Here is a 26,195-nt window from a genome sequence, read left to right as displayed (position 1 = left end):
TAGGGTATTCTGTAGCTAAGGCATGGATGCCTTTTTAGCTCTTGATGGGCCAGGGACGGCACTTCAAGAGCGGAGGAAGAATATCCTGTTACTTCGTATCAAACACTCAAATTACTTTCAACACCCTTTTACCGTAAACTCGTTAAAAAGGGGAAATTTCATGAAAACCAACTCAAAGCACCCCAAACAACCCGCTGTTTTTTACATTTAAGGCAGAATAAAAACTTAACAATTTTAAATCCCCCCTAGCCCCCCCTTTTTCAAAGGGGGGGACGGCATGAGGAAGTGGGAATTAAAGATACGTTTTTATATTTCAAGCTACTTCCGCTAACAACTCAGGATGACTATAAGACTGTTGCCAGATAGTTAGATAGCGGTCAACTTCAGCCTGCCATTTAGCTTCATTCCAGCCTAGCCACTGACAACATAATGGCTTTAATTCGGATAACCAGTGACTTCCCCCCAACGGGCATAATAACCCGATGCGGGTGCGACGCAATAATAAATCATCTAAATGTACCACCTGCTCCTGTTGCAAAATCCATTCAAGCTCGGCATAAAGTGTGGGGGCTGGAGCAAATTGTTGTAGAGATCGCTTATTTTGCAATGGCCATAGACTTAACCAAGTACCATAAGTGCCGTATAAGCGCTGTTGAGTAGTAAAAGACAGCTGAGTAAAAGGCAACAAAGGCTGTCTTGTTACTTGACGAAACCAATGAGGATTAACGGGAGAGACAGGTAATTGCACACTCTCTCTTAACAGAGCCAAGGCTTGTTCAGCAATAGACTTAAATGTCGTTAGCTTACCACCTGTGACATTCACTATCGCTCCCCGACGCCACAAAACATGTTCTCGACTTAACGCAGAGGGGGCATCTTTATCCTTACCTGCCAGCACTGGTCGCACCCCCGACCAACTGGCTTGAATATCATAATGAGTTAATTGAAGCTCAGGTAATAATTGATTACAAGCCGATAATAAATAGTCAATTTCACTGCTAGTGATTGCCAAATCATTGGTTAAAGGTGCTGTATGATCCACATCGGTGGTACCAATTACCGTGGCCCCCTGCCAGGGAATAATAAAAATAGGTCGCCTGTCTTCAGGATGAAAAAAACTCAGCGCACCACTCACTGGTAACCGCCAACCAGGGATTAATACATGGCTACCACGCAAGGGTCTTATCCGATAAAGTGAAGGCTGCTGATAATCATGACCATTAACCCAAGCCCCAACTGCATTAGCGACCGCTTTTACGGCAAGTGAAGTAGACTGTTTAGACACAGCATCCTGGACTTCAAGGGTAACCCCTCCTCTTCCCTGTTGGATGGATGTCACTTTGGTATAATTGAGAGCAATGCCTCCATCCGCCTCCCCTTCAGTCATTAATCGCATCACTAATCGTGCATCATCACTAATACAATCGGTAAAAACAGAGCCACCTTGCAAGCCTTGTAAATTGACCAGTGGTTGTCTGGTCAATACTTGATGGGCACTTAGCGAATATGCCTGAGACTCTTTCGCTAGGGAGTCATAAATTTTTAATAGCCAGCCAAAGCTATGCTGGCCTGGAAAATTCCCCTGATAATGGGGAATCATAAAATGCAGTGGCTCAACTAAACCCGGCAGTTGTTGTTTAAGCCATTGTCTGGCACGAATAGACTGAAAAGCCAGCGAAAGCTGTCCTTTGCCTAAATAACGTAAGCCACCATGAATTAATTTGGATGAGCGACTAGATGTGCCTGAGGCAAAATCCCCTTGCTCAAATAGCACCACTTTAACACCATATCGCGCTAACTCGCGAAAAATAGCGGCTCCCGTAATACCGCCACCAATAACGGCCACCTCAATCGATTGATGATGTTGCAGCTGATGCCACCGCTGTTGCCGGGTAATTGATTTTGTTTCAAGCCATTTGCTGACAGGCATCATGATGTACACTCAGCTGATTATCTGTTGGTTCATCTTGTGATAAACGACTTATGTCTTCTTGGTCTGAATCAGGTGTTAATGTGCTCGGTAATAAAGGATTTGGTAGTAAAGTGCCCGGATTTAATTGTTGATTGGGATCAAAATTTATTAGCCAGTTTTTTATTTGCTGAATGCCTAGTTCACCTTTTTCAGCCTTTAAATAAGGAGCATGATCTTTTCCCACACCATGATGGTGGCTAATGGTTCCCCCGACTTTAACAATGGCCTCACAAGCGGCTTGTTTTAACTTCTGCCAACGTGCATAAGTTGTTGTGTAATTATCCGCCTGACGGAATAAAAATGTGGTATATAAACTGGCCCCTTGCGGGTAACAGTGAGAAATATGAGTAAACACCCAAGTTTTTTCCCCTTCATCCACCAGGGCATTAGCCACAGCATTTTCTAGTTGTTCCTTCAATAAATTAATTTGCGACCAGGCAATAGCTGTTTCCACTGTATCGACTAAAAAACCACGCTGCCATAATGCCTCTCTTAAATAAGGTAAACGAAACCGCCCAGCAGCCCATTTTTTCCCTAGCCACTCCCCAGTACTGACTCCTTTATGTTGCGCGACCAGCTGTTTACATAATTTAATTTTGTTTTGATACTGACTTTTTTGTTGCCCAGTAAAACCCACTGTCAGCATACACATCCCTTGCCCACAGCCACGCTTTTGCAAATACCAACGCAGGGCATTAATCGAACGAGGATGGCCAGCCAGCTGCAGGTGAGTATCAGTTTCTACCCCGTCACTTAAGCGCAACATGGATAACCCTAACCGCAACCGCACGAGCTTTTTGAGCAGTGCTATCGCTTGCTCCCAGCTGGGTAATACCACTACCCGGAAAGACTCATATGAAGGACAAGGTGACACCCGCATAATCGCTTCAGTAATAACGCCAATTCGCCCTTCGGAGCCCAATACCCACTCTCGTAAATCCGGCCCAGCCGCAGATGCAGGAAAAGCGGGGATATTTAAAGCGCCCTCAAGCGTTTCTACTCTTCCGCCTGCAAATAATTGTTCTATACGTCCATAGTAGAGCGACTGCTGACCACTGGAACGGGTCGCGATCCAGCCACCTAAGGTAGAAAACTCAAATGATTGGGGGAAATGCCCCAAGGTATAACCCTGGCTTTGCAGTTGTGCTTCTACTTGTGGGCCTGTGGCACCTGCACCGATGGTAGCTAGAAGGCTATCTTTATCAACATTAATCAGCTGGTTGAGCCGAGCTAGGCTTAACGTCAGGATAGGCTGTTCTGCAGCCTGGGGAGTGATGTGGCCAGCCACTGAAGTACCGCCACCATAAGGGATAATTTTATATTGATGCTGCTTTGCCCATTGTAATAACTCTGCCACTTGCTCACTGGTCGTGGGCATAGCCACTCCATCGGGTATTACACCTAACTGCCCAGACTTTAATGCTAGCCAGTCTGCCAGGCTCTGGCCCCGACTATGGTTAACCCGTACCTCAGCGGAGCAGTCAACCAAAGGATGTGCTTCAAGCCTGGTTTCAGGCACACTAGCAAGGACATCCGTTAATGAAGCAGCCGGTAGCGGGGTTGCTCCCCCTAATTGATCCATTAAAAAATGAGTTGCCTGTTCAGGCAAAGGGTAGCTGACTGTTTCCCAGCCCCAACTGTTCCAGCGGCGTATTGTCATCAACCTGCTCCTTTTTGGGCCTATGTCAAGCGTTTGCAGCACGGCCAGGCGGGATGGATTAGTGATAAAAATTCAAGTTAATTCTTGAGTGTTCCTATTTTATACTAACGTTTGTATTGCCAACGTCACTGACCATTAACGCCGATTTAAGGGGCTAATCCTGACATGCCAGAACACTGTTTATGACAAGTACTATCGGATCAACCTCAACCGCAGCCTTAAGCCAATTTATTAAGCTGGCAGAGCATTATGGCCTAGCTGTTGAACCATTGGCCAAACAAGCAGGTATTAATCCAAATCAGTTATCGTCTAGCAGCTCAAGGGTATCGTTAGCGGCGATGGAAAAACTGTTACACCAGTTTATTCAACTGAGTAATGACCCCTTGTTTGGCCTGCACGCAGCGCAATTTGTTCAGCCTGGTTCCTACCATGTGCTGGGGTATATCGCCATGAATTGCGCTACGCTGGCTGAAGCCGTTAATAGAATTCAACGTTATGAAGCGTTGGTGGGGGATATGGGATGCTCCCAATTGAAGCCAAATGCAAAAGGACTGGTTTTAAACTGGCACTGCCAGTTTACCGACCCATTAGTACACCAACATATGGTTGATCACTGTTTGGCCTCTTGGGTGAATTATGGACGTTGGATTACTGATAGAAATGAAAACCCACAAAAAATTGAGCTAACCCGTGCAGCCCCTAATCTGTCAGCTCAAGCGGAATACCAACAAATATTTCAGTGCCCAGTTGTATTTCAGGCCCAGCAAAATGCCGTGTGGATTTCCCATGAACATTTACAAGTACCGTTGCGCCAAGCCGACCCTGGGTTACTACAAACCCTAGAACAACATGCCAATCAATTAATCAGTCAATTAAACAGCCAGGATATCAGCCAACAGGTGTCGGCCACTATCCAACAAATGATGCCTAATATTCCTAAACCAGCAGAAGTAGCCGCGCAATTAGGTATCTCAGCACGCACCTTACAAAGGCGATTGCAACAAAAAAACACGCATTATCAAGCACTACTTGATAAGGTTCGACTAGTCACAGCGAAGCAAATTCTGACCAATACTCAATCGACCATTGAACAAACCGCACATGCCGTGGGCTTTCATGATGTTCGGTCATTTCGTCGCCGCTTTAAACAATGGACAGGATTATCACCTAGTGAATACCGGGTTAAACAGGATCTTGGTGAATAAGAATATCCGCATCAGGAAATTGATTTAAAATAGCAGCATCCACCTGATCAGAAATTTGATGGGCAGCTTCTAACGTTAAATGTTTATCTAGCTCCAGGTGTAGCTGAATAATCGGCGTCATGCCAGAGCGGCGCGTTCTTAACTGATGCACCCCTTTGACTCCCTCTACCTGCAATATTAATTGAGTAATTTGCTGGCGAGTCACATCTGGTAACTCATGATCCATCAGTAAATTAATGGCTTCAATTAATATGTCCCGAGCACTGTAGACCATATACCCTGCAATACCTATAGCAATGAGTGCATCCGCTTGTGGCCAGCCCCAGGCGGTTAACCCTAGAGCAACTAATACTGCCGTATTGCTTAATAAGTCTGCCCGATAATGAAGTGAGTCTGCTTTTATTGCTACAGAGCCTGTTTTTTTTATGGCGGTGTACTGAATGGTTAATAACCCCAAAGTAGCTAGAATAGCGAATACAATAACCCCAATCCCCAACCATTCAGATTCAAGCACAAACTGTCGCTTAAGGTGATGAATGGCATTTAACACCAAAAATATGCCAGACACTAAAATAAAGGCTGCTTGCACCAAGCCCGCTAATGATTCTGCTTTGCCATGACCAAATCGATGCTCTTTATCTGCCGGCTTCAGTGAATAACGAATAGCTACCCAATTAATCACTGAAGCTAGGCCATCCAGCACAGAATCAACCAATGATGCCAGTAAACTGACCGACCCGGTAAAAAACCAAGCAACGGCTTTCACCAGGATCAAAATCACTGCCGTAATCACTGAGGCTGCACTAGCGAAACGCAACCAAAACGTATTGTCATTTGTATTTTGAATTTCCATTAGTTTCAATAAAATCAATAAGTTAGCTGATAATTTTAATTATCCTGCATTCATTGAGTGATTCGCCAGTTTTTAATATGAATTTTTTTCAACACCTACTTGAATTTGATTAATTTGACTCAACCAACTCCCCAACTTACAGTCACCGGTTTGTTGGTGCCTAGTGATACTAAGTAGCAGATGGAGTAATAGGGTATTCTTCTGCCGCTTCAGAACCCCATCTAACGAGAGCGTTGAGAAGTGATATTACTGGGTTAAACGGGAAGATTGGTGTAAAGCCAACGCTGCCCCCGCAACGGTAAGTAGTCATTTGTCTTGTTAATACGCATTTATGCCCCTGTTAAAAGACAAATTACTATAAGCCCGATACCGGCCAACAAATAGACAATAGATTAAACCTATTAAAACCTGGTCATGCGGAGGGCTCCACCAGGGGAATAAACGACTTGTAATTGATAAAAAGATCACTAAATGTTGTTTACTTCCTGATCCCTCTCAAAACCAATAACTAAGCTGTTACACCATAAGGTTTTGAGTTTTAACAATGCCACACTTTACCCCCAAGCCACTGTTTGTCAGTTTATTCATTGCTGGACAGGCTATTGCCGCTAATGAAGCACCTGTCGTACTGGATGAAATTGTAGTCACCCCCACCCTTACCCCCACCACAGTCGCCAACAGCCTGGCCCCCGTTACGTTATTTACCCGTGAGGCCATCGAAAAAAGCCAGGCACAGGATTTACCGGAATTGCTTAAACGGGTACCTGGGTTGGATGTACAACAATCGGGAGGCACTGGTTCTACGACAAGAATTTTTAGCCGCGGCACGGCAACTAGACACACTTTAGTACTGATTGATGGTATACGAATTAATCAGCCTACTAGTGGACAAGGCCAAATTAGCTTAATTGACCTGGATTCAGTTGAGCGAGTGGAAATTGTTCGTGGTCCTAAAGCCGCTATTTATGGTGCAGCCGCCATGGGCGCAGTGATTAATATTATTACCCGCAAGGATACGGACAAAACCTTAGCCCCTGAGTTAAAAATCACCCGAGGCTCCCATAAAACTGAAAAATATGCTGGCGGCATTAGCGGTAAAATTGAAGATACTTTTTATAGTTTAAAACTGGGTTATCACAATACAGAAGGGTTTAATAGAAGAACAGACGACTCTCGAAAAGAGAATGATGGTTATCGGAATAACAGTATTAATGCCTACTTAAAACATAATTTTTCAGAAAAAACCTCACTCTCAGCCTACTTGTTTCAGAATAAAGGAGAAACTGAGCTTGACTTCGGTGGTCAGAATAACCAGTTTACTGAGTTTACCATACAAACTATTGGCACCGAGCTTACCCATCAATTTAATGATTCCTTAGATCTAAAACTAGGGGTTAGTCAATCAAAAGATTTTGCCGACTTTTTAAATGAAGATAACAGCTTTCCCTCACAATTAGATATTAAAAGCTATTCTCGTGTTGCTCAGCTTAACTGGAAGCTTAATGAGCACCATTTATTAACAACAGGTTATGAGTACATTGATGACCATATTGTAGGTAGTACTAGTCTAACAAAACGCTCCCGTTATAATCATGCCTATTTTATTCAAGACCAAATAACCTACGGCAATCACGACATTATCATTGGTCTACGTCATGAAGATAACGAGCAATTTGGTCATCACACTAGTAAACAGTTTTCCTATGGTTATTGGATTAATGATGATTTACAAGTTATTGCCAGTTATGGCGAGTCTTTTGCCGCTCCAAATTTTAATGATTTATATTCTCAAGACACTTTCTACCGCAGTAACCCAAACCTAAAACCTGAGCAGGCCAAACACTATGAGCTAGCGTTAAAAGGCTTTTCTCAATCCGGAAGGTGGCGAGTAGGAATATTTGAAACTCAGATAGAAGATTTAATTATTAACAAACCATTTCCTAGTAGTGGATTCATACGAGAGAATGTTAATCAAGCAGAAATTCATGGCATTGAAGCTGAACTAACTACTGAGCTATTAGGCTGGAACTATACAACCAGTTTGACCTTACTTGATCCCAAGGATAAAGACACTGACTCTACCCTACGCGCCCGCAGCAAACAATTAGTCAATATGAGTCTTAATAAAACCTGGAATCGCTATACCTTAGGTGTTGAATGGTTTTTACAAGGTAAACGGCACAATGCTAGTTTTAATAGCAGAGACGATTTACCTGGCTTTGGTACTGTCAACTTATTACAGTCATATAAACTGTCAGACGACATTACCCTGCAATGGAAAATCAATAATATCTTTGATAAAGATTACGAAACCAATAAAGGCTTTGAAGAAGATGGAATCAATACGTTAATATCCTTGATTTATCGACCTAACTAACCACTAACGCCGTATATTATGACTCAAACCGACGAAGAAAAAGCTCGCTACCAAGCCCGAATGGCGAAGAAAAAAGCCCATATTGATCAAAAAGTGGCTGAAGCAACAGAAGAGCGTGGCATTATTATTGTGCTAACGGGTAATGGCAAAGGTAAAAGTACCGCCGGTTTTGGCAATGTGGCCCGCTGTGTGGGCCATGGGTTTAAAGCCGGTGTCATCCAGTTTATTAAAGGCACCTGGGCTTGTGGAGAAAGGGATTTACTGGAGCAGCATGGGGTGGAATGTCATGTTATGGCCACCGGCTTTACCTGGGATACTCAGGATAAAGCAAAAGACACCGCCGCCGCCCAGGCGGTCTGGCAATCCGGCAAAGCCATGCTTACTAATCCAGAACTACGACTGGTGTTGTTAGATGAACTGACTTATATGATCCGTTATGGCTATTTGGATGAAAGTGAAGTCATTACCGCCTTACAAAACCGGCCTAAACAGCAGTCGGTTATAATCACCGGCCGTGGCTGCCCGAAAGCATTAATTGAATTGGCTGATACAGTAAGTGAAATAAAACCAGTGAAGCATGCTTTTGATGCAGGAATTAAAGCCCAACAGGGGATTGATTGGTAGAAGACCGAGCTAAAGCTCTTAAGGCCATGGATGGCCTTAAGAGCGGTGGAAGAATACCCTGTTACCTGATATTTATTCTCCAATACCCTTTTTCGCGGCACCTTTAAGGACAACAAACTCACACAATTCCACATCACCAATCGTATGCCTTTCCTTAACCCCTAACTCAATCGGCCTACTAAAGAATGGTGCATCATACACAATGGTGTGAAACTCCCCATTTTCACCGCACACATCAATATTCATTGCTTCAAGCTGGTTAAACGGCAGTAGGTGGTAATCTTCACCTAAAAAACTATTTGGCATTACAGTGGTTCTTACTACGGATATTTTGGCTTTAATGCCTGAAGCGATAATAGCATTTGATACAACTGCTCGGGTTTGCTCCCATAATGGTAGGTGAGCAGTCATACCTGCTGCCTTGACGACTTTTTCTTCAAACTTCCTATGTTCGATAATATCAATATCACCAAAAATACAAGCTTCTGCTTGATATTGTTGTTTTAATTCTTTCAGGCCAGCAAGAAGAGAAGTCTCATAATCAGTCCAAGAGGAGTATACAAAGTGAATGGGAATGTCTATTGCCTTAGCTTGACTCACCAAAACCGTTTTTGATGCCCCATTTGACCGAGAAAAAGGCATTTTATCGTTCATCATGACCAACAAAGCCACAATCTCATACCCTTGCCTTAATGCCTGGTATAATGCTAGGCAGCTGTCTTTACCACCGCTCCAAGAGACAATTGCTTTACTCATGCAGTCACTATACTTCGTGTTAAGAAAATTTCACGATTATAATGCTTCCGACGTATAGTAGTAAATGCTATTTGAGGTAAGTAGGCTTGAAAGTGAGTGAGATGACGACCAAGGGCTGAAGCATCCTTGCTTTGGTAGAAAATCTGATCGATAGGTCAATAATGCTTATAAATAATCATTGGTAATTTTTTCTTTAGTACCATCCTGTTCCATGGAATCTAACGCCTTTTGTAATGCTTCTATTATCGCATTAGGTGTTTCTTTATTCATGGCTAAATACAGCTGGCTTTTCTTAAAGGTAAATACTTTTTTCAGGTCTCTAAAATTTCCTTGAGCGGCTAAATAACGGCCGGATAAATCACCTGTTGCCCAAAGGTCTATTTTACCTGCTTGAAGCTTTTTAATATTTTCATTATCTCTAAAGGACAAGTGTAACTTAAAGTTTTGTGACTCTAGATATTTGGCTTTAGCATCCCCCTTATACCCTCCTATCCGATAGGGTCTCGCTTCATCCAGATTGTTAATTTTGATGGGTTTATTTTTCAAGGTCATAAACACCCAGTCGCTAGAAGCAATAGGCCCTACCCACTTAAATAAGTCTTCCCTTTCTGGGGTACGAGATGTAGAGAAAAGTCCATATCGTCTTTTTTGAACAGTTAGTTCAAAAATTCGTTTCCAAGGAAAACGAAGGCTTAACGAATACTTAACACCAGCCCGCTTAAACATTTCCCGAACAATATCAGTGGCCAGTCCATCCACATTATCCCCCCTGGCAAAGTTCTTATCATCAACACTCATGTTATAGGGAGGATAATTTTCAGTCAGTAAAATGACTCTAAAATTGGGAGTAACTTCTGCTACAGAGAGCATTGAAGAAAACAAGAGCAAAAAACTCAAAAAGATAGCGACATAACTACTGTGTCGTTTTAGCTTGACTGCCATTTTACTACGCCCTCACTTTATATTGATAGCTATTATGTTTATACCAGTCGCGAGTTATTTTATGGGCAGTACTTTTTACGTACCATTAGATACCATAGTATTATTTAAATGCTGTTTATTGCAAGCAAAACTAATAACTGCTTTACTTCCACCCTAACCCATCTTATCTATTATCCTTTAGTGCTAGCATATGACTTATATTGAGTCTATCCATCAACCCAGTTAAACATTCATCACTAAATTAGTCATCTCTAACAACATTTACAAAAATAAATGCCCTTATTGCTAAGGGCATTCAGTGACAGTATTAACCGTTGTATAACAACCCATTTCATGTGTTGTATAGACATATTATTTTAGATACTTATCTTGTACAGACTGAACAAAAGCCGTATCTGCCATCACCTCTTCCAGTGCTTTCTGATGGGCTTTTACCACTTCATCATCAATGGTTTTGTTGAAAGCAAAATAATGCTCACCAATTGGAGTAGACAAGGCACTTTCAAAGTCGGCTGGACTTAACCCTTCTTTTTTTATCAACCATTTGGCTACTGTGCCATTATATGAGATGGCATCGACTTTACCATCTTGCAGTTTTTTGATCATGGCAAAAAAGTTAGTTGATTGAGAGATATTCTTTTTAGGGACACCCCGTTCTTTTAGTAGCAATTCACCTAAATCATCACGAATGGCTGCATACTTAAACTTTTTATAGTCTTCATCAGCATTAATCATTACTTTCTTTGGATTGCCTTTAAGTACGATTAAATCATTTGATCCTTTTGAAAGAGGTCCTACCCACTTGAATAAGTCCTCTCTTTTTTTAGTGCGGGTAGTTGAATAGAGCACATTTAAGTTACCTGGCTCCTGGGTAGTTCGATAGCCTCTCACCCAAGGTTGTATTTTAATATCTTTTCTTGACTGACTACTGCCCATTTTTTTCAGCACAGCCACGAGTATATCGCTATTCATCCCAACCGCTTCACCGCCATCCCCTTTAAAATTATAGGGTGGGAATTCTTCCGTGATATAGGTGATTCCTTGGGTTGGGTCTGCCCATATAGGTAAAGCGAATACAGTAAAAATCAAACCAATTAGTGCTTTCATGGTTAAACCCCTTCAGCAGCAAGTACATAAACTAAAGCTGATTTCAAGTCTAGCACTGCTTTACAAAAAAACATCATAAGATTGAAAAAAATTGGTAATTTATTAATTTAAAGTAATAGTAAAAAACACGGGGTAAACAATAGGTACAGAAGTTGCAAGCTGATAGAGGCTTTCGATCAAACATTATTTTTCAGTTAAATTACTTCTCAGTTAAATAGTGTAATAAAATTGCATCAAACTTGCCTGACCTAACTCCTTCATGCAATGCTTGATTAAAGCGCTTAATAAATGGCTGCATGTTCAAAGTTTTTGCAATACCTAAAAAATTAGGATCTCGTTTAAAAGGCTTGGGTAAAATGACAAATTGATCTTGCTGTTGATTCAGCTTTTTATTTCGTGCAATTGCTGCTTGCAAGCCAAGTTTGCCAGGCCCTAATAACACTACATCGACCTGGCCTGATAATAATTGCAATAATCTATCCTCTGGAAAGGGAGCTGCTCGTACACTAAATAACTTACTAGCAACAGCATTATCATAATCATCTCCAAAGCTTGCTCCCAAAGTGACACTTAAGGTTTTTCCGCGAAGATCTTTAATGGTTTGATAATCAAATTTACCTCGTCGGGTAGTCACCAAAATCATATCGTCATAATACATAACCTCAGAGTAATCAAATAGCTTGAGCCGCTGAGAGTTCTTTGAAAAACCTATGATTCCACCTTCTCCTGCTAGCGCATATTTATAAGCTCGCTTCCAGGGGTAAAGCCGAATGTTAAATTTACAATCCATTTGCTCACCTAGATAAACCATCATATCCACTAAGATCCCTTGGGGCTTACCCTCTTGATCTAGGTAATATTTAGGAGGTTTATTAGAGTTACCAAATATCGTTAACTCACAACTTAAAACACTTTCTACATATATTATATAGATTGGTAAGATAGTTAACGTATATACAATTAGTAACAACAGCGACTTGCTGGTACAGAATTTCATATGCTGCCCCAAAGACGATTAGACTTAAGACTTAAAGCATAAGTATAAACTTCTAATGTTCAGGCAATGATGTTTAAGCCCTATATATACACTATAACCCTATGGTTACTTTCGACTCAAAGCTTTGCTGAAAAGACCGCCATTACAACTATCAATTTAACGAATGGTGAATGGCCACCTTATCTTGGTCAGTTACTGCCTCATCATGGCTTTGCTTCCCATATTGTCAGTAAGGCCTTCTCTAGTGTTGGCATTAAAGTGCATTATAGTTTCTTTCCTTGGCCACGCGCCTATCATTATGCACTTGCTGGCACAGGTATCAACCAAACCTGGCATGGAACATTGGTTTGGGTATATACCTCTGATCGAGCCAATCACTTTATCTATTCTGACCCTGTTGTGAAAGATGAAGAAGTGTTGTTCCACTTGAAAAATACCCCACTGCAAGGATGGCAACATGTAGATGACTTAAAAGGGCAAGTGATTGGTGGCACTCGGCATACGGCATATCCCTTCTTTGAAAATGCCGAGCAAAAAGGCATTTTGCGTTTAGAGCGTGCTGGCAATTATTTTGACTTATTTAATCGCTTACTCGGCAAACGAATTGATGCAATACCTCAAGTAAAACAGGTTGGCCAGTATTATTTGAGAACTCAATATACACCACAACAAAATGCATTAATTACCAGCGCCCCCAAAGTTATTCAAACCCGTGAGTACTCTTTAATGATTAATAAAAAGCTACCTGGTAATAAACAACTGATCAAACAATTTAATAAAGGCTTAAAGATCATTAAACAAAATGGCACCTATTCTCGTTTATATGAACAGCTCACCAGTGGTTTTTATGATACGCAAAGACAATCAAACTAATAAATCAACTGCCACAGTCAGCCCCACCTCCAATGGTTATACCCTAAAAGGGTGTCGCAAATAGCCATTTCAATTCTTCGGAAATTAGGTATAAATTCGTCTAGCGGTGAAACATATACACTACATAAGCCTGTTTGCTTAAAAACGACATTTAAAAGACATCTTATCGTTATAAAAACGTAAGTCGTTTGTAACCCTGTTTGCCTGATAAGTATGTCAAAATAGTGTCGTATTACTCAAAAAATAACAAGTGCAGCAACTATTTTCAGTCGTCCATCATTAGGAAGGAGTAAAACATCATGCACATTGCCATACCAAAGGAATCCAACCCACTGGAATCCAGGGTGGCAGCTACGCCCGCCAGTGTTCAACAACTTATTCAAATGGGTTTTAGTGTTTCCATTGAAAATAATGCCGGTGCTGCTGCTAAGTTTCCTGACAACCAATACGAAACGGCAGGCGCTATTCTTGAGAGTGATCGAGCCAAGCTATTAGCTAATGCCAACATCATTCTAAAAGTAGAAGCCCCCTCTACTGACGAGTTAAACCATATTAAGCCGAATACAACCCTTATTTGTTTTATTTCTCCAGCACAAAACGAAGATTATCTAGCCACCTTAGCTGATAAACAAATTAATACCCTTGCGATTGACTGTGTGCCTAGAATCTCCAGAGCCCAAAAGCTTGATGTGCTGAGTTCAATGGCCAATATTGCCGGTTATCGTGCAGTGATAGAAGCGGCTCATAACTTTGGTCGATTTTTTACTGGGCAAATTACTGCAGCAGGAAAAATTCCACCAGCCAAAATTTTAGTGATTGGTGCTGGTGTTGCTGGGCTGGCAGCGGTAGGCACTGCAAAAAGTATGGGCGCTATTGTTAAAGCATTTGATACGCGCCCTATTGTTAAAGAACAGGTAGAGTCTCTAGGCGGGGAGTTTTTAACGGTTGAAATCGAAGAGGATGGTAGTGGTGGTGGTGGCTATGCCAAAGAAATGTCCCAAGCCTTTATTGATGCTGAAATGGCCTTGTTTAGAGAACAGGCAAAAGATGTTGATATTGTGATTACTACCGCTCTCATTCCTGGTAAACCAGCGCCTAAACTATGGCTAGCGGATATGGTAGAGACCATGAAAGAGGGGTCCGTCATTGTTGATTTAGCCTCTCAGCAAGGCGGCAACTGTGAATTAACCGAGCCAGAAAAAAAAGTTGTCAAACACGGTGTTACCATCATTGGCTACACCAATTTACCCAGCCTTTCACCTACCCAATCATCAACTTTATATGCCACTAACTTAGTACATCTACTGTCGGAACTAAGTCCTGAGAAAGATGGCACCATTAACATTAACTTTGATGATGAAGTCATTCGGGCAACAACTGTCGTTAAAGAAGGTAACATTACCTGGCCCCCTCCCCCCATACAGCCAACAGCCCCACCCCCAGTAACCGCTCAACCACAAGCAAAGCCATCAACAGCGGTTCCCCCTCAACCAGCAACTAACAAAGATCAAGACAAAAAAACTAGCACCAAACAATTGATTGCCTTTTGGCTGGTTGCTGGCTTATGTTTACTCGGTATTGGCAAATCAGCCCCCCCAGAGTTTGTTACCCACTTTACTGTGTTTATCTTATCTATTTTTATTGGCTGGCAAGTTATCTGGAATGTCAGTCACTCGTTGCACACACCATTAATGAGCGTCACTAATGCTATTTCAGGCATTATCGTCATAGGTGCGTTATTACAAATTACTGGCTCAGGGTCTGGTGTGGTCACTTTTCTAGCATTTGTCGCTGTACTCATTGCCACTATTAATATTGCAGGTGGCTTTTTTGTTACCCACCGTATGTTAAAAATGTTCCGCAAATAATCAAGAGGCGATAAAAATGACTGGAATGATTGCAATGGCCTATTTATTTGCGGCCGTGATGTTTATTTTAAGCCTAGGTGGTTTAAGTGCTCAGGAAACCGCCAAGCGCGGAAATATATACGGCATGATTGGTATGGCTGTTGCTATTTTGGCAACAGCCATGAGTGCTTATGTTGAATCCTATGGCCTGATTATCTTTGCCATGTTAGTTGGTTCCTCAATAGGGTTTGTATTAGCAAAAAAAGTACAAATGACTGCCATGCCGCAAATGGTCGCTTTATTACACAGCTTTGTGGGGTTAGCAGCGGTGTTAATCGGCTGGTCCGGCTATTTGGTATCAGATAAAACCACATTTAGCGGTGCTGCGCATGTGATTCATAATATAGAACTTTATTTAGGCATTTTTATTGGAGCAATTACATTTACCGGCTCAATTGTCGCCTTTGGTAAATTACAGGGCACGATTTCTGGTAAACCCTTAATGCTTCCCTTTCGCCATTTACTGAACTTAGGCGCATTGCTGATTACCATTTGGTTAGGTATGGAGTTTGTGCCTGCCGGTTACAGCGGTACCAGCACTTTCTATTTGTTGATTATGACCATCATTGCATTACTGCTAGGAATTCACCTGGTAGCTGCCATTGGTGGGGCTGATATGCCTGTGGTCATTTCAATGTTAAATAGTTATTCAGGCTGGGCGGCAGCGGCGACAGGATTTATGCTGGCAAACAATTTGTTGATTGTTACCGGTGCCCTGGTTGGCTCATCGGGTGCTATTTTGAGTTACATCATGTGTCGTGGTATGAACCGCTCCTTTATTAGCGTTATTTTAGGTGGTTTTGGTACTGATGAAGGGGCGATGGTAGCCAGTGTTGAAAATGATCAAGGTGACCCAGTTTCCATTAGTCATGCCGAAGTAGCAGATTACCTAGCTGAAGCTAAAAATATCATTATTGTACCAGGCTTTGGTATGGCCGTTGCCCATGCCCAAATGGCTGTTAGTGAGCTGACTGAAAAGCTTCGTAAACAAGGTAAAAGTGTCCGCTTTGGGATTCATCCTGTCGCAGGTCGGCTACCTGGTCATATGAATGTATTACTGGCAGAAGCGGATGTCCCTTATGATATTGTTCTGGATATGAATGAAATTAACAGCGACTTTCCAGAAACAGATGTCGTATTAGTGATTGGTGCTAATGATACTGTTAACCCAGATGCCGTTGAAAAACCAAGCTCTCCCATCGCTGGTATGCCAGTATTAGAAGTGTGGAAGGCAAGAAAAGTTGTTGTCTTAAAGCGTTCAATGGCTTCTGGTTATGCCGGGGTAGCCAACCCACTGTTTGTCAAAGACAACGCCCGAATGCTATTTGGCGATGCTAAAGATAGTGTACAGGCCGTATTAAGGGATTTAGCAACAGGAGTTTAATTGATACCAAGAGTAAGCTCACTATAGTGAGCTTACTCTTGGTCGATCGGCTTAATCTCTTTAGCACAGCGCTGCCGAAATTCTGCATAAGGTAAAGGCGGTGAAAAATAATAGCCCTGGTATAGATCACACTGATGCTCCTTTAAAAAAGCGAGCTGCCCTGACGTCTCAACCCCTTCTGCCACAATTTTTAGTTGTAAATGTCGAGCCATAGAAATAATCGTCTCCACAATCACTTGATTACTATTGTCATGCAATACCTGGTCGATAAATGACTTATCTACCTTTAACTCGTCCAAAGGCAGCTTACGCAAATAACTTAACGAAGAATACCCCGTGCCAAAATCATCGATTGAAAAACGAATCCCTAACTCCCTAAGTTTTTCCATTTTCTGCACGGTGTCTTGCAAATTATCCAATACCAAACCTTCTGTTATTTCAAACATTAAACAATTACCTGGCACCTGGGTTAACTCAAGGATATTGATTACCTCTGGAATAAAGTCAGGGTGATAAAATTGATAAGGGCTAATATTAACCGAAAAGTGTTCTACAGAACATCCCGTAGACTCGGCTTGCCAAAAATGGACTAACTGGCACATTTGTCGAATCACCCACATACCTAGTGGGTAAATAAGTCCTGTTTCTTCAGCATAAGGAATAAAATCAACGGGTGAGACAATCCCTCGCTCCGGGTGTAGCCATCTGACTAATACCTCTGCTCCCACCACATGCCCATTATCAACCGACACTTGAGGTTGAAAGTATAAAATTAACTGCTCCGTTTTAATTGCTTGGCGCAATTCATTATGCAACTGTAAGCGTTTATCTGCTTCTTGTTGCATATCATCTGAGAAAAATTGGATGGTGTTACGACCAGCCTCTTTAGCACGGTGCAACGCTGCATCAGCTCGCTTCATTAAATCAATAGGATTATCTGCAGTAAATGGATAGGTGGCTATACCAATGCTGCCTGTAATATGAAAGTTTTCACCTTCAATAATAAAAGGATTATGCAACTGTTCCAGTAAACCAATCGCTAATTCTGTTACCTGTTGAACCGCATAATCACTATCGGTTGAAAAGCCTTCCAATAAAATGACAAATTCATCCCCTCCTTGTCTCGCAAGGGTATGATCTTCTTCCATGACCAAAGTTAAACGTTCTGCCACTTGTTTGAGTAACTCATCACCAATCTGGTGACCACGGGAATCATTAATCGTTTTAAAGTGGTCTAAATCAACTATTAGTAAAGCGCCCACTAAACGTGTACTTAAGGATTTTAAACACTCGCTTTGTAACTGTTCGTTCAAATACCGACGATTAGGCAATCCCGTTAAACTATCAAAAAATGCCAGGCGCTGAATCTCCGCTTCAGATTTCAATCGCTCTGTTAAATCTTCAAATGTCGACACATAATGGGTTATTTGATCATATTTATTTTTTACTGCTGTTATCGTTTCCCACTGCGGATATATTTCTCTATTTTTTCGTCGATTCCAAATTTCTCCCTCCCAATAGCCTTGCTCTGCCAGAGATTTATCAATGGTTTGAAAAAACTGATCATCATGTTGGCCAGATGATAATATGTTTGGGCTACAGCCAGTCACCTCTTCACTGTCATAGCCAGTAATTTCAGTAAATGCATTGTTAACCCGCAAAATTTTATGTTGATGATCAGTAATCATAATTGCTTCATGCGTTTCAAACGCAATAGCAGCCAACCGCATTTCAGATTCAGCATGAACCCGCTGGGTAATATTATGATAAGAGGCAACAGCCCCTAATTTTTTTCCTGCGGCATTAATGAGTGGATTACTACTGGCCAATACCACAATGGGTTGCTGACTATTCCCAGCAAAAACCATTTCTAAATCATTGACCTGTTCACCATGCAAAGCGCGAAATAACGGCAACTGACTTAATTCCATAGGCGTTTTGCCATCAGCCTGATACACTGGGTAATGCTCTAACCATTTTTCTGGCGGCAGCCGTTTAAAAGACAACCCATAGTTATTCTGCAAGCTTTTATTAAATAATGTTAAAATGCCTTCTCGGTTGCATACCGCTATGCCATCTACAATATTATCTAAAATTGTATTAAATAATGCCTGTTCTTCCATTAATGCAATTTCAGAATTTTTTCGCTCAGTGATATCTTGCGCAAATACCACGAAATAATCTGGTTTACCCGATAATGTCCTGACACATTTAGTATTCACTGAGACATAAACCACCTCATCACCACTACAGCACATGCGCTTGTCTAAAGTATAACTTTCCCACTCTCCTGCTAATACCTTGCGTAATAATTGACGCTCTGTTTCTCGGTCATCTGGATGGGTTAACTCAAACCAATCTTGCTCCATCATTTGCTCGGGTTGATAATGAAGAATTTCACATAAGCGATTATTAAATTCTTGCCAGTGCATATTGGGTTTAATAATTGCCATCCCGATCAGCCCCGATTGTAAAAAATCATCAAATCGAACTTTTCGCTCTGCCAATTCTGTCATGTTCCGACGCACTTCATGGGCTAATAAATTTAAGGTGCGCCCCAGTTTATTAAACTCTCGGCTTTCATTTAATTGTACATGAACATCATAGTTACCTTTACCCACTCGCTTTGCCGCTTCAACTAACACTCTGATTGGATGAATAACCCAATAAGACAACCCCCATAACAATGCCAGTGCCGTCAGTAGGCCAGCCAACAATAATACGACAGCATGCGTCCAAAAGTTATACCAAACTTCTTGATGGAGCTGGTTTAAATCATACTCTACATACAGAACGGCTAAATGGTTGGAACGCAATTCATGGTCCCGCAACCCCAACTCAACTGGTACATACCCTTGCAATAAACGTTTTTTTTCATTTTTCACATAAACTGGTTTATATTGCAGTTGCACCATTGCGAACTGACTAATATCAAAGTTAGGTAATACCGACATCACCAATTGATCTTTCCAAGCAAAACGTGTGGCATACAAAATTTCTTTGCTGGGTGTTATCAGCGCTAAACTATTAAATTCAGGGTAAATACCAAAATAAACTAAAAACTCTTCTGCTTCCCGCCAGTCACCATCAACAAATGCTTCTGACATTTTTTGCTGCAGTAAGGTAATTTCTCGCTTAACCTGACCTAAAACTTCTGCTTCTTTCTGATCCAGTGCATCACGAGCATTCCACAATAAAATACCGGTTATTAAAATGCCGAATAAAACCATCACAAATAGAGGAATGACCAAACGTAATGATAATAACTGGGCACTAGTGAACATCGTCTGTGGCTCCTAGCCATCGACTATCAATAATTTGATCAATCAGCAAGATTCTTTGGCTTAACCCATGGCTTAACATAACCCTTTGTAATGACTCTACGGTAAGTCTGACAATGGGCGGCTCACCAATCAGTAAACGCTGGTTGTCTTCCAAGCCCATTATTTTGGTTTTTTTATAGAGCTGCTCAATTGTACCAGTGGAAATCGTCATTCGAGGGGCAATTAAATTAATAGCATGCCGTTGATTATAAGTAAGATACTCCACCGCTTTAAAATAGCCTGCTAATAAGTGCTCAATAGACTGCTGGTATCGGTCAATCACATTTTCCCGAACCACCAATACTTGCATAATCTTATTTGCCATTTGCGAACTATCAAACTGCACCGTTGCTCCAAGTCGCTCTAATCGAGAAAGTAACGGCTCAAAGGTTACCACTCCATCCACTAAATGGCGGTTATAAGCATTAATATGTTCATTCTGGTTAATGGGGATTAAACTGATTTCTTTAAAATCAATACCCGCTTTCACTAAGGCTTGCTCAAGCAGCCAGATACTTTCAGCACTTTGGCTGGAACCAATCCGCCGCCCTTTTAAGTCAGCTATTTGCTTAATAGAAGGTCGAGTGACTAAGGCATTTGCCCCATGAGAAACGGATAGTACTAATACCACTTTTACGGCTAGCTCCGATTGCAGCAGTTTAATCACTTCGTCTAAATAAAGAATGGCCGCTTCAATGGTTTCAGAACGCAATGCGTTCATTACCTGGCTTCGTGAAGTTAACTCAACTAAATGAATAGGCGCTTGATCAAAATACCCCAGTTCTCGCGCAAGAAATAATGTCTCATTACCAATATCCACCGTCGTACCTACTCGAAGGTGAGTCTGAGGTGGTTTGCAGGCTAACAATAAAAATAAGGGTAGCAGTAGCCACAGCCACCGAACAATTACTGCTGTAATGCGGCACATGCTATGCATAGGTAACTTAATTTATAGCAATTTAATCGATAGTCACTCAATCTATTTTACTGTCTGACAGATTCCACTAATTGTAGCAGTCGCAGCTAGCGGTGTATGAGGAAAGTTCTGGAGTGAAATAAGTAATGGGGTTGGAAGAGATCAGCACAGAGCCTGTCAACAGACCCTGTTAGCATAATCATACACTAAATTTCGATATTAGCTGACTTGGGGTAAACGCTGATGATAATCATAAAACTGGCGGATTCCTGTTTTGCCCATGTATCGTTGTAAGGTTTTTTCAGGTACTGCCAGTAAATCGACAATAATCAAGCCATCCAGCGCGTCATTAAAATCTTTATCCACATTAAAACAAACCAGTTGGCCATTCAATTTCAGGTATTGTCTGAGTAAAACAGGAATGCCTTTATCTCCCTCAATGCGATTAATCAACTTAGATAATTGCTGAATATCTGCCAGCCCTTTTAGTAAAGCTGGTTGCCAGCAGTTTGACTTATACTTGGGTAAAGGATTGGTCGGTTTAACAAATCCTGCCATCACTTCATGTTTATGGAATGCAGAAAGACAGCGAGCCATTAAATGACGTGAAAATTCTTGGTAATCACTGCTGATACTGACCGGGCCAAACAAGGTTTTATATTGAGGATTATGTGCTACATAGGTGGCGATACCTTTCCATAATAAAAACAAGGGAGCCAAACTTTTTTGGTATTCAGCACAAACAAAAGATCGCCCAACTTCCAGAGCTTGACCTAGCTTATCCAAAAACCGTTGGTCATACTTGAATAAACTGCGGGTATAAAGGCCTGCCAAACCTTGTTTTTCTCTCAGTTGATCTAACCGGCCTAATCGATAAGCGCCAACGATTGCCTGCTGCTCTGGATACCAAATAAACAAATGCAAGTAGTATTGATCATACTCATCGAGATCGGCTGACTCTCCAGTTCCTTCACCAACCGCTCGAAAGGTTAGCTCTCGTAACCGGCCAATTTCTGGTAAAACTGTTGGTAGCTGATCGGCTGAAGCACAATAGACTGTAAACTCTCCATTATCTATCAGCAGGCAGCTATCAGGCAGTGCCGCCACATTCTGTGCTAAAGCTGCTCTAGCTTGGGGTTGAGCAATAGGCTGAGGGCTATGAGCAGGTTGTTTATCTATTTGGCTAGCACGAGCATGTGTATGCGCCAACAAATAGGTATTCATTCGCAAATACTCAGTAAGCGCTTGGTCAGAGTCCAGTGCAGTAACCTCTTTAAAGGGAATTTGCTGGCCAATATGTAATTCAATGGTGCGGTTTTTCTTATTAATCATTTCACGAACTAACAAGCCCGTTCGTAAATTAGCATTTATCATTCCTGCGGCATGAAACAGCCAACTGTTTTTACCTGAAATATAAATTGGGGTCACCGGTGCTTGAGTGCGCCGCATAATAGTCGCCACTAATCGGTTCCATGGCCGATCAACTACTTGCCGCTCTCTGACGTTAAACGTAGACACTTCACCTGCGGGAAAGATCATCAACAAGCCGCCCTGGCGCACCCAGTCCAAAGCCGCTTTTAATCCTTTACGGTTACGCCGTTGGCTATCAGCAGTGGCAAACACATCCACACCAATAAAAGCCTCTGCTAACTCTGGGATTTGTTGCAACCAGTGGTTAGCCATAATCTTTACATCAGGCCGATAACGCAGCAGTAAATGCGCTAAAATCACCCCTTCAATCGCACCAAACGGATGGTTAGCGACTACAATGCCAGCACCTTCACAGGGAATACTTTCAATTTGTCCTTCCACTACACTGTAGTCTACCCCCAGTGCATCAAGGGTATAACCTGCAAATGCAACAGGGTCAGCAGAGTGCAGTTGCTGATGGCGGCGCTGATAAAGCGTATCTAAATAACGTAGTCCAGACAGGCGCTCTAATACACCTTCCACAATTCCTAACCGAGTCAGCTTAGGCAGCTGAAAAGGTGTCACTTGCTGCGTCATGATTTCTCCTCCCTGGAGAGCAACTTGCTAACCAGCAGGTCACTATCCATACAACAGTTATCAATGCTTGGCAAACAGATGATTGCCTTCAATCCATTCCCAGATCGCAACGATAATGGCGCAAGTAAATACGATACATGCATTAATAAACAGTAATCCACCATCATTACCAATCACGTCTCCCTGGGCATTAAACTCTGGCATATATATACCTAACGGTGTAAACAGGTGAAAAAAGATCGCGCCAGACATCACTCCCGCTGCCAGCCCAGCACCTAACAGCCTGATGGCAGGGATAAATAACATAATCGAAGCAATCAATTCTGCGATACCCACCCCATATGCACCAAAATCTGCAAACCACTGAAACCCTGACCATTCACCTAGCACACCAAAAATATGTTGCGTCTCATAGGCATCTGAGAATTTAAAAAATAAAGATTGCACAAATATGAAAGCAATATATCCACATAGTAACCATTTGATGTAGTGACGTTTCATAAAATATTCCAACTGATTCTCGGTGTATTAACAGGTTATTGGCTAAACAGTTCTCGCTTGAGAGAGTGCCGCTAATTAGACTCGTGACTTTCTGTTATTTGTGAACCATGGTTAAGGTATCACTTAACCATGGTGTGAATTAATAAATTTTGGTGCTAGCTCGAATAGTTCATCAAATATCAATGATCTTTAATATCCGAGCTCAAGCCTGTTGATGTCTGCTCGAAGGGTAATTTTATTCTGCAAGTAGTTTAGGCCAGTTTTTATCGCCTTTGACAACAAAACCTGGGATATCTTTCAGCCACTTCTGTTGTACATCATCATCGTAGTTCAGATACAGCTTACCATCTACAATTTTCCAGTTTTTAGGATCAGCAGAAGCTCGTGAATTTTTTGCTGCTACTGCCCACGCACAAAATCCACCATATTGGGGAGCATATTTTTCTGGGCTTTGTTTAAATAAATCAAGATGTTCCTGACTAGCAAAAAACCAATCTGCACCTTGATAGGTATACTTATACTGACTTTTACCTTTTACTGGTTTTCCTTGGGTGAAATAAGCCACTGTATCATAGCCGCTTACCGCTTTATTACTAAAAAATCCAGTGTAAATAGCATCCCCTGCCAGTGCAGAATTAATCCATAAGCTAAAAAGCACTACTAGCCATCGTTTCATGTCGTTACCTCTCTTTACGTTGATAAAACCTACACTTCGCGAATGATTTTTATACCCCTAGGGCCTCATCACTCGATGGCCTCGCCTAAGTTATCCTTCGCTGTGAGTACATACCTAGTAATTTTTATACCTAAAAATAGCTCATGTCTGAAAAGAATAATTATTCAGTTGCTGGATAATTAGCTACCAGCATTTTTTCTTTTTTATAAGCTTGCCATAAAGCTTTCAGGCTTGGCGTTTTAAAGCCTCGTTGCCGATTAATCGCGCCTATTTTAAACAGGGTTTTATACTGATAAAAAAGGGCTTTATAGACATCCTTTAAGCTAGCGCTACGGTCCCAGATATGGGTTGCCTCACTACTGGCACCATTAATTTCCACAATCTTAAAATCACGGCCTTGCTTAAGTAACTCAGCATCTTTGAAGCGTACGTCAAGCCGACCATAATAAAACTCATCAATATCCTTGGTTATTTCATCCAGTTTGGTCGTTAACTCAGGGGTAATTAACTGTTTACCATCCCGAAAAATTGAGCCACGACTATGACTTCCAGCAAATGCTAAACGAAATGGTTGCCCCTTAGGTAATATTTTATCAAGATGCTGTTGATGTCGAGTCAAATAAAGATGAGCAATTTTACCCGCACGCGGGTCCGATTCAATTAGCGTGCGTAAATTATCCGTGCCATTCCCAAAAACATAAGGTGCATATTTTAAGGTAATAGAAAAAATCTGCCCTTTTTCTTCGCCTGGATAACGGATATAAAATATGCCAGCTTCAGCTTCATAAGGCACAAGTTCTTGTAAAATTAAGCTAGCTTGGTTGGGAAAGCCCTCTATATAATCCGCTAACTGTTGTTGGTTCCTGACAATTCTCACTCCAACGCCTCGACAGCCAATATCCGGTTTGGCAATTAATGGAAATGGCATTCCTTGATCAGCCAACATGTCAACTATCTGTGCTGCCTGCTCACTCGTGGCTATTTCTTTATCGATGATGCTAGAAACAGCTGGCGCAATAAATGGTTTCGCTTCCCCTTTAGCTAATTTAAATACATCACTTTTCGCCTCACCTACCATACCACCCAATGGAATTTTTGGATTGGCAATGAGTGGTAAATTCACCGAACGGTACCGAGCGGCTAATAACAACCATTGTACCACTACCGGTAAATAAACCAGCTGAGTAGGCCAAAACTCAAAAAATGATGTCGCTTTGCCTGATAAATCTAAGGGAGGCATCCCAGGATGCACAGGTCGATTCGAAAAGGTAGGGTTCACAGCCTGTTCAATCAGGGCATTTTCATAAACCGGCGCATTCGTCACGAAACCAGCTCCTTAATCATCGTTTGTTGGGATTTCCGGCGCGACCACCAAATTAATAGTAGTGCGATTGGAATCAGCCCCCACTTTGCGTGCTCAAACCAGCCTTCAAATAATTCACCAAATAAATAAAAGCCAGCAAATATCAATACCGTCCATGCCAAGGTAGCCAGTGAAATTGCCAGACAAAAGGTTGCCAATGATAATTGATACAACCCACAAGCCACATAGCCAGGAAAACGTAATCCAGGCAATAAACGACAAATTAAAATTTTTACTAATAGCTGATCAGCCAACCAACTGCCAAACTGCTTCACTCTCGGGCGGCTTGCAACATACCGTTGTGCCCATTGATAACGACGGGCTAAACGCCCTAGTCCATATAAGCCTAAGTCACCACTCCAGATCCCAATAAATGCAGCCGTCATTCCCCAACTGATAGGAAGATAGCCATCCAGTGCTAACAACGCCGCTAAAATAATTGCTACATCTTCTAGTAAATAACTGATCAGCACGAGCAAAATAGCAAGTGTTAGCGGCTGCTGAGAGATAGCTAATAGTGTTTCTAGCATGGAAACAAACCTTCAAATTGCCTGTGCCAACAATAGATATTCACTTTAAATCTGTCTATGAGTAGTAACCTCAAATGCATAAGAAGTGAATTACCCACAGCGGTTACAAATGCCTCACTAGTTATACAGACCAAACTAATATGCAAATTATTTCACAGAGTTATGAAAGTAGTGAGTTATTATATGCAATTTTAGCTATAACCACAGCATTTCTTGGCTGAC

At 41.7% G+C, this 26,195-nt stretch carries 20 protein-coding genes and 1 riboswitch; of the genes, 6 read left to right on the top strand and 14 right to left on the bottom strand.

Annotated features, from left to right (window positions below):
* Window positions 1–313: 313 nt before the first annotated feature.
* Both OQE68_RS23380 and OQE68_RS23375 read right to left on the bottom strand, forming a co-directional pair.
* Window positions 314–1,933 carry a glycerol-3-phosphate dehydrogenase/oxidase gene (locus tag OQE68_RS23380; protein WP_180569776.1) on the bottom strand — a complete coding sequence of 540 codons (1,620 nt, stop codon included), beginning with the start codon at window positions 1,931–1,933 and terminating at the stop codon, window positions 314–316.
* Window positions 1,908–3,632 (bottom strand): FAD-binding oxidoreductase, encoded by a 1,725-nt coding sequence (locus OQE68_RS23375; RefSeq protein WP_219340111.1) that lies wholly within the window; start codon window positions 3,630–3,632, stop codon window positions 1,908–1,910. Before OQE68_RS23375 ends, OQE68_RS23380 begins: the two co-directional genes overlap by 26 nt.
* Before the next feature lie 182 nt (window positions 3,633–3,814).
* Between OQE68_RS23375 and OQE68_RS23370 the strand changes: the two genes are divergently transcribed.
* Window positions 3,815–4,837, top strand: a complete 1,023-nt coding sequence (locus tag OQE68_RS23370; protein ID WP_180569775.1) for an AraC family transcriptional regulator — start codon at window positions 3,815–3,817, stop codon at window positions 4,835–4,837.
* Here OQE68_RS23370 and OQE68_RS23365 read toward each other — a convergent pair.
* Window positions 4,815–5,690 carry a cation diffusion facilitator family transporter gene (locus OQE68_RS23365; protein WP_180569774.1) on the bottom strand — a complete coding sequence of 292 codons (876 nt, stop codon included), beginning with the start codon at window positions 5,688–5,690 and terminating at the stop codon, window positions 4,815–4,817. The two genes, OQE68_RS23370 and OQE68_RS23365, sit on opposite strands and share 23 nt — an antisense overlap.
* Window positions 5,691–5,902: 212 nt before the next feature.
* A riboswitch (cobalamin riboswitch) is annotated at window positions 5,903–6,082 on the top strand.
* A gap of 152 nt (window positions 6,083–6,234) precedes the next feature.
* Here OQE68_RS23365 and OQE68_RS23360 point away from each other — a divergent pair.
* Both OQE68_RS23360 and cobO read left to right on the top strand, forming a co-directional pair.
* Entirely contained in the window at window positions 6,235–8,067 is a 1,833-nt protein-coding gene (locus OQE68_RS23360; RefSeq protein ID WP_180569773.1) for a TonB-dependent receptor domain-containing protein, read from the top strand.
* An 18-nt stretch (window positions 8,068–8,085) separates the two neighbouring features.
* Window positions 8,086–8,691, top strand: a complete 606-nt coding sequence (gene cobO, locus OQE68_RS23355; RefSeq protein WP_180569772.1) for a cob(I)yrinic acid a,c-diamide adenosyltransferase — start codon at window positions 8,086–8,088, stop codon at window positions 8,689–8,691.
* Window positions 8,692–8,763: 72 nt separating this feature from the next.
* Here the strand turns inward: cobO and OQE68_RS23350 are convergent, their stop codons facing one another.
* From OQE68_RS23350 to OQE68_RS23335, 4 genes are all read right to left on the bottom strand, one after another.
* Window positions 8,764–9,447, bottom strand: a complete 684-nt coding sequence (locus OQE68_RS23350) for a Dph6-related ATP pyrophosphatase (protein ID WP_180569771.1) — start codon at window positions 9,445–9,447, stop codon at window positions 8,764–8,766.
* Between the two features lie 165 nt (window positions 9,448–9,612).
* Window positions 9,613–10,389, bottom strand: coding sequence for a substrate-binding periplasmic protein (locus OQE68_RS23345; RefSeq protein ID WP_180569770.1), 777 nt, complete (start codon window positions 10,387–10,389; stop codon window positions 9,613–9,615).
* A gap of 351 nt (window positions 10,390–10,740) precedes the next feature.
* Window positions 10,741–11,496, bottom strand: coding sequence for a substrate-binding periplasmic protein (locus tag OQE68_RS23340; protein ID WP_180569769.1), 756 nt, complete (start codon window positions 11,494–11,496; stop codon window positions 10,741–10,743).
* A 199-nt stretch (window positions 11,497–11,695) separates the two neighbouring features.
* Window positions 11,696–12,493, bottom strand: coding sequence for a substrate-binding periplasmic protein (locus tag OQE68_RS23335; protein ID WP_180569768.1), 798 nt, complete (start codon window positions 12,491–12,493; stop codon window positions 11,696–11,698).
* Between the two features lie 66 nt (window positions 12,494–12,559).
* Between OQE68_RS23335 and OQE68_RS23330 the strand changes: the two genes are divergently transcribed.
* The 3 genes from OQE68_RS23330 (at window position 12,560) to pntB (ending at window position 16,657) form a co-directional block, all read left to right on the top strand.
* The gene (locus OQE68_RS23330) at window positions 12,560–13,366 is read left to right on the top strand and encodes a substrate-binding periplasmic protein (protein ID WP_180569767.1); all 807 of its coding nucleotides are present in this window, start codon (window positions 12,560–12,562) and stop codon (window positions 13,364–13,366) included.
* A 299-nt stretch (window positions 13,367–13,665) separates the two neighbouring features.
* Window positions 13,666–15,234, top strand: coding sequence for a Re/Si-specific NAD(P)(+) transhydrogenase subunit alpha (locus OQE68_RS23325; RefSeq protein WP_180569766.1), 1,569 nt, complete (start codon window positions 13,666–13,668; stop codon window positions 15,232–15,234).
* Between the two features lie 16 nt (window positions 15,235–15,250).
* A complete protein-coding gene (pntB, locus tag OQE68_RS23320) occupies window positions 15,251–16,657 on the top strand; it encodes a Re/Si-specific NAD(P)(+) transhydrogenase subunit beta (protein ID WP_180569765.1) in 1,407 nt (468 codons plus the stop codon).
* A 32-nt stretch (window positions 16,658–16,689) separates the two neighbouring features.
* Here the strand turns inward: pntB and OQE68_RS23315 are convergent, their stop codons facing one another.
* The 7 genes from OQE68_RS23315 to OQE68_RS23285 form a co-directional block, all read right to left on the bottom strand.
* Entirely contained in the window at window positions 16,690–19,941 is a 3,252-nt protein-coding gene (locus OQE68_RS23315) for a bifunctional diguanylate cyclase/phosphodiesterase (protein ID WP_180569764.1), read from the bottom strand.
* Complete coding sequence (locus OQE68_RS23310; protein ID WP_266195804.1) at window positions 19,931–20,908, bottom strand: ABC transporter substrate-binding protein; 978 nt, start codon at window positions 20,906–20,908, stop codon at window positions 19,931–19,933. The genes OQE68_RS23315 and OQE68_RS23310 overlap by 11 nt, the downstream gene beginning before the upstream one ends.
* A 207-nt stretch (window positions 20,909–21,115) precedes the next feature.
* Complete coding sequence (locus OQE68_RS23305) at window positions 21,116–22,903, bottom strand: bifunctional lysophospholipid acyltransferase family protein/GNAT family N-acetyltransferase (protein WP_180569762.1); 1,788 nt, start codon at window positions 22,901–22,903, stop codon at window positions 21,116–21,118.
* 60 nt (window positions 22,904–22,963) lie between these two features.
* Complete coding sequence (locus OQE68_RS23300) at window positions 22,964–23,404, bottom strand: hypothetical protein (RefSeq protein WP_180569761.1); 441 nt, start codon at window positions 23,402–23,404, stop codon at window positions 22,964–22,966.
* Between the two features lie 235 nt (window positions 23,405–23,639).
* A complete protein-coding gene (locus tag OQE68_RS23295) occupies window positions 23,640–24,080 on the bottom strand; it encodes a YHS domain-containing (seleno)protein (protein WP_180569760.1) in 441 nt (146 codons plus the stop codon).
* Window positions 24,081–24,240: 160 nt separating this feature from the next.
* On the bottom strand, window positions 24,241–25,404 hold the full coding sequence (locus tag OQE68_RS23290; RefSeq protein WP_266195803.1) for a D-alanine--D-alanine ligase: 1,164 nt from the start codon (window positions 25,402–25,404) through the stop codon (window positions 24,241–24,243).
* Window positions 25,401–25,973 carry a DedA family protein gene (locus tag OQE68_RS23285; protein ID WP_180569759.1) on the bottom strand — a complete coding sequence of 191 codons (573 nt, stop codon included), beginning with the start codon at window positions 25,971–25,973 and terminating at the stop codon, window positions 25,401–25,403. Before OQE68_RS23285 ends, OQE68_RS23290 begins: the two co-directional genes overlap by 4 nt.
* Between the last annotated feature and the right edge of the window lie 222 nt (window positions 25,974–26,195).

Origin of the sequence: Spartinivicinus marinus (assembly GCF_026309355.1) — a bacterium.
Classification (GTDB): Bacteria; Pseudomonadota; Gammaproteobacteria; order Pseudomonadales; family Zooshikellaceae; genus Spartinivicinus; species Spartinivicinus marinus.
The sequence above is the reverse complement of the archived record's forward strand: the minus strand, read 5'-3'. Positions and strand labels throughout refer to the sequence as shown.

What these genes read in the sequence shown, in the direction of transcription:
- OQE68_RS23380 (WP_180569776.1), bottom strand. Translation starts at nt 1,933, where the DNA reads ATGATGCCTGTCAGCAAATGGCTTGAAACAAAATCAATTACCCGGCAA.
- OQE68_RS23375 (WP_219340111.1), bottom strand. Translation starts at nt 3,632, where the DNA reads ATGACAATACGCCGCTGGAACAGTTGGGGCTGGGAAACAGTCAGCTAC.
- OQE68_RS23370 (WP_180569775.1), top strand. Translation starts at nt 3,815, where the DNA reads ATGACAAGTACTATCGGATCAACCTCAACCGCAGCCTTAAGCCAATTT.
- OQE68_RS23365 (WP_180569774.1), bottom strand. Translation starts at nt 5,690, where the DNA reads ATGGAAATTCAAAATACAAATGACAATACGTTTTGGTTGCGTTTCGCT.
- OQE68_RS23360 (WP_180569773.1), top strand. Translation starts at nt 6,235, where the DNA reads ATGCCACACTTTACCCCCAAGCCACTGTTTGTCAGTTTATTCATTGCT.
- cobO (WP_180569772.1), top strand. Translation starts at nt 8,086, where the DNA reads ATGACTCAAACCGACGAAGAAAAAGCTCGCTACCAAGCCCGAATGGCG.
- OQE68_RS23350 (WP_180569771.1), bottom strand. Translation starts at nt 9,447, where the DNA reads ATGAGTAAAGCAATTGTCTCTTGGAGCGGTGGTAAAGACAGCTGCCTA.
- OQE68_RS23345 (WP_180569770.1), bottom strand. Translation starts at nt 10,389, where the DNA reads ATGGCAGTCAAGCTAAAACGACACAGTAGTTATGTCGCTATCTTTTTG.
- OQE68_RS23340 (WP_180569769.1), bottom strand. Translation starts at nt 11,496, where the DNA reads ATGAAAGCACTAATTGGTTTGATTTTTACTGTATTCGCTTTACCTATA.
- OQE68_RS23335 (WP_180569768.1), bottom strand. Translation starts at nt 12,493, where the DNA reads ATGAAATTCTGTACCAGCAAGTCGCTGTTGTTACTAATTGTATATACG.
- OQE68_RS23330 (WP_180569767.1), top strand. Translation starts at nt 12,560, where the DNA reads ATGATGTTTAAGCCCTATATATACACTATAACCCTATGGTTACTTTCG.
- OQE68_RS23325 (WP_180569766.1), top strand. Translation starts at nt 13,666, where the DNA reads ATGCACATTGCCATACCAAAGGAATCCAACCCACTGGAATCCAGGGTG.
- pntB (WP_180569765.1), top strand. Translation starts at nt 15,251, where the DNA reads ATGACTGGAATGATTGCAATGGCCTATTTATTTGCGGCCGTGATGTTT.
- OQE68_RS23315 (WP_180569764.1), bottom strand. Translation starts at nt 19,941, where the DNA reads ATGTTCACTAGTGCCCAGTTATTATCATTACGTTTGGTCATTCCTCTA.
- OQE68_RS23310 (WP_266195804.1), bottom strand. Translation starts at nt 20,908, where the DNA reads ATGTGCCGCATTACAGCAGTAATTGTTCGGTGGCTGTGGCTACTGCTA.
- OQE68_RS23305 (WP_180569762.1), bottom strand. Translation starts at nt 22,903, where the DNA reads ATGACGCAGCAAGTGACACCTTTTCAGCTGCCTAAGCTGACTCGGTTA.
- OQE68_RS23300 (WP_180569761.1), bottom strand. Translation starts at nt 23,404, where the DNA reads ATGAAACGTCACTACATCAAATGGTTACTATGTGGATATATTGCTTTC.
- OQE68_RS23295 (WP_180569760.1), bottom strand. Translation starts at nt 24,080, where the DNA reads ATGAAACGATGGCTAGTAGTGCTTTTTAGCTTATGGATTAATTCTGCA.
- OQE68_RS23285 (WP_180569759.1), bottom strand. Translation starts at nt 25,973, where the DNA reads ATGCTAGAAACACTATTAGCTATCTCTCAGCAGCCGCTAACACTTGCT.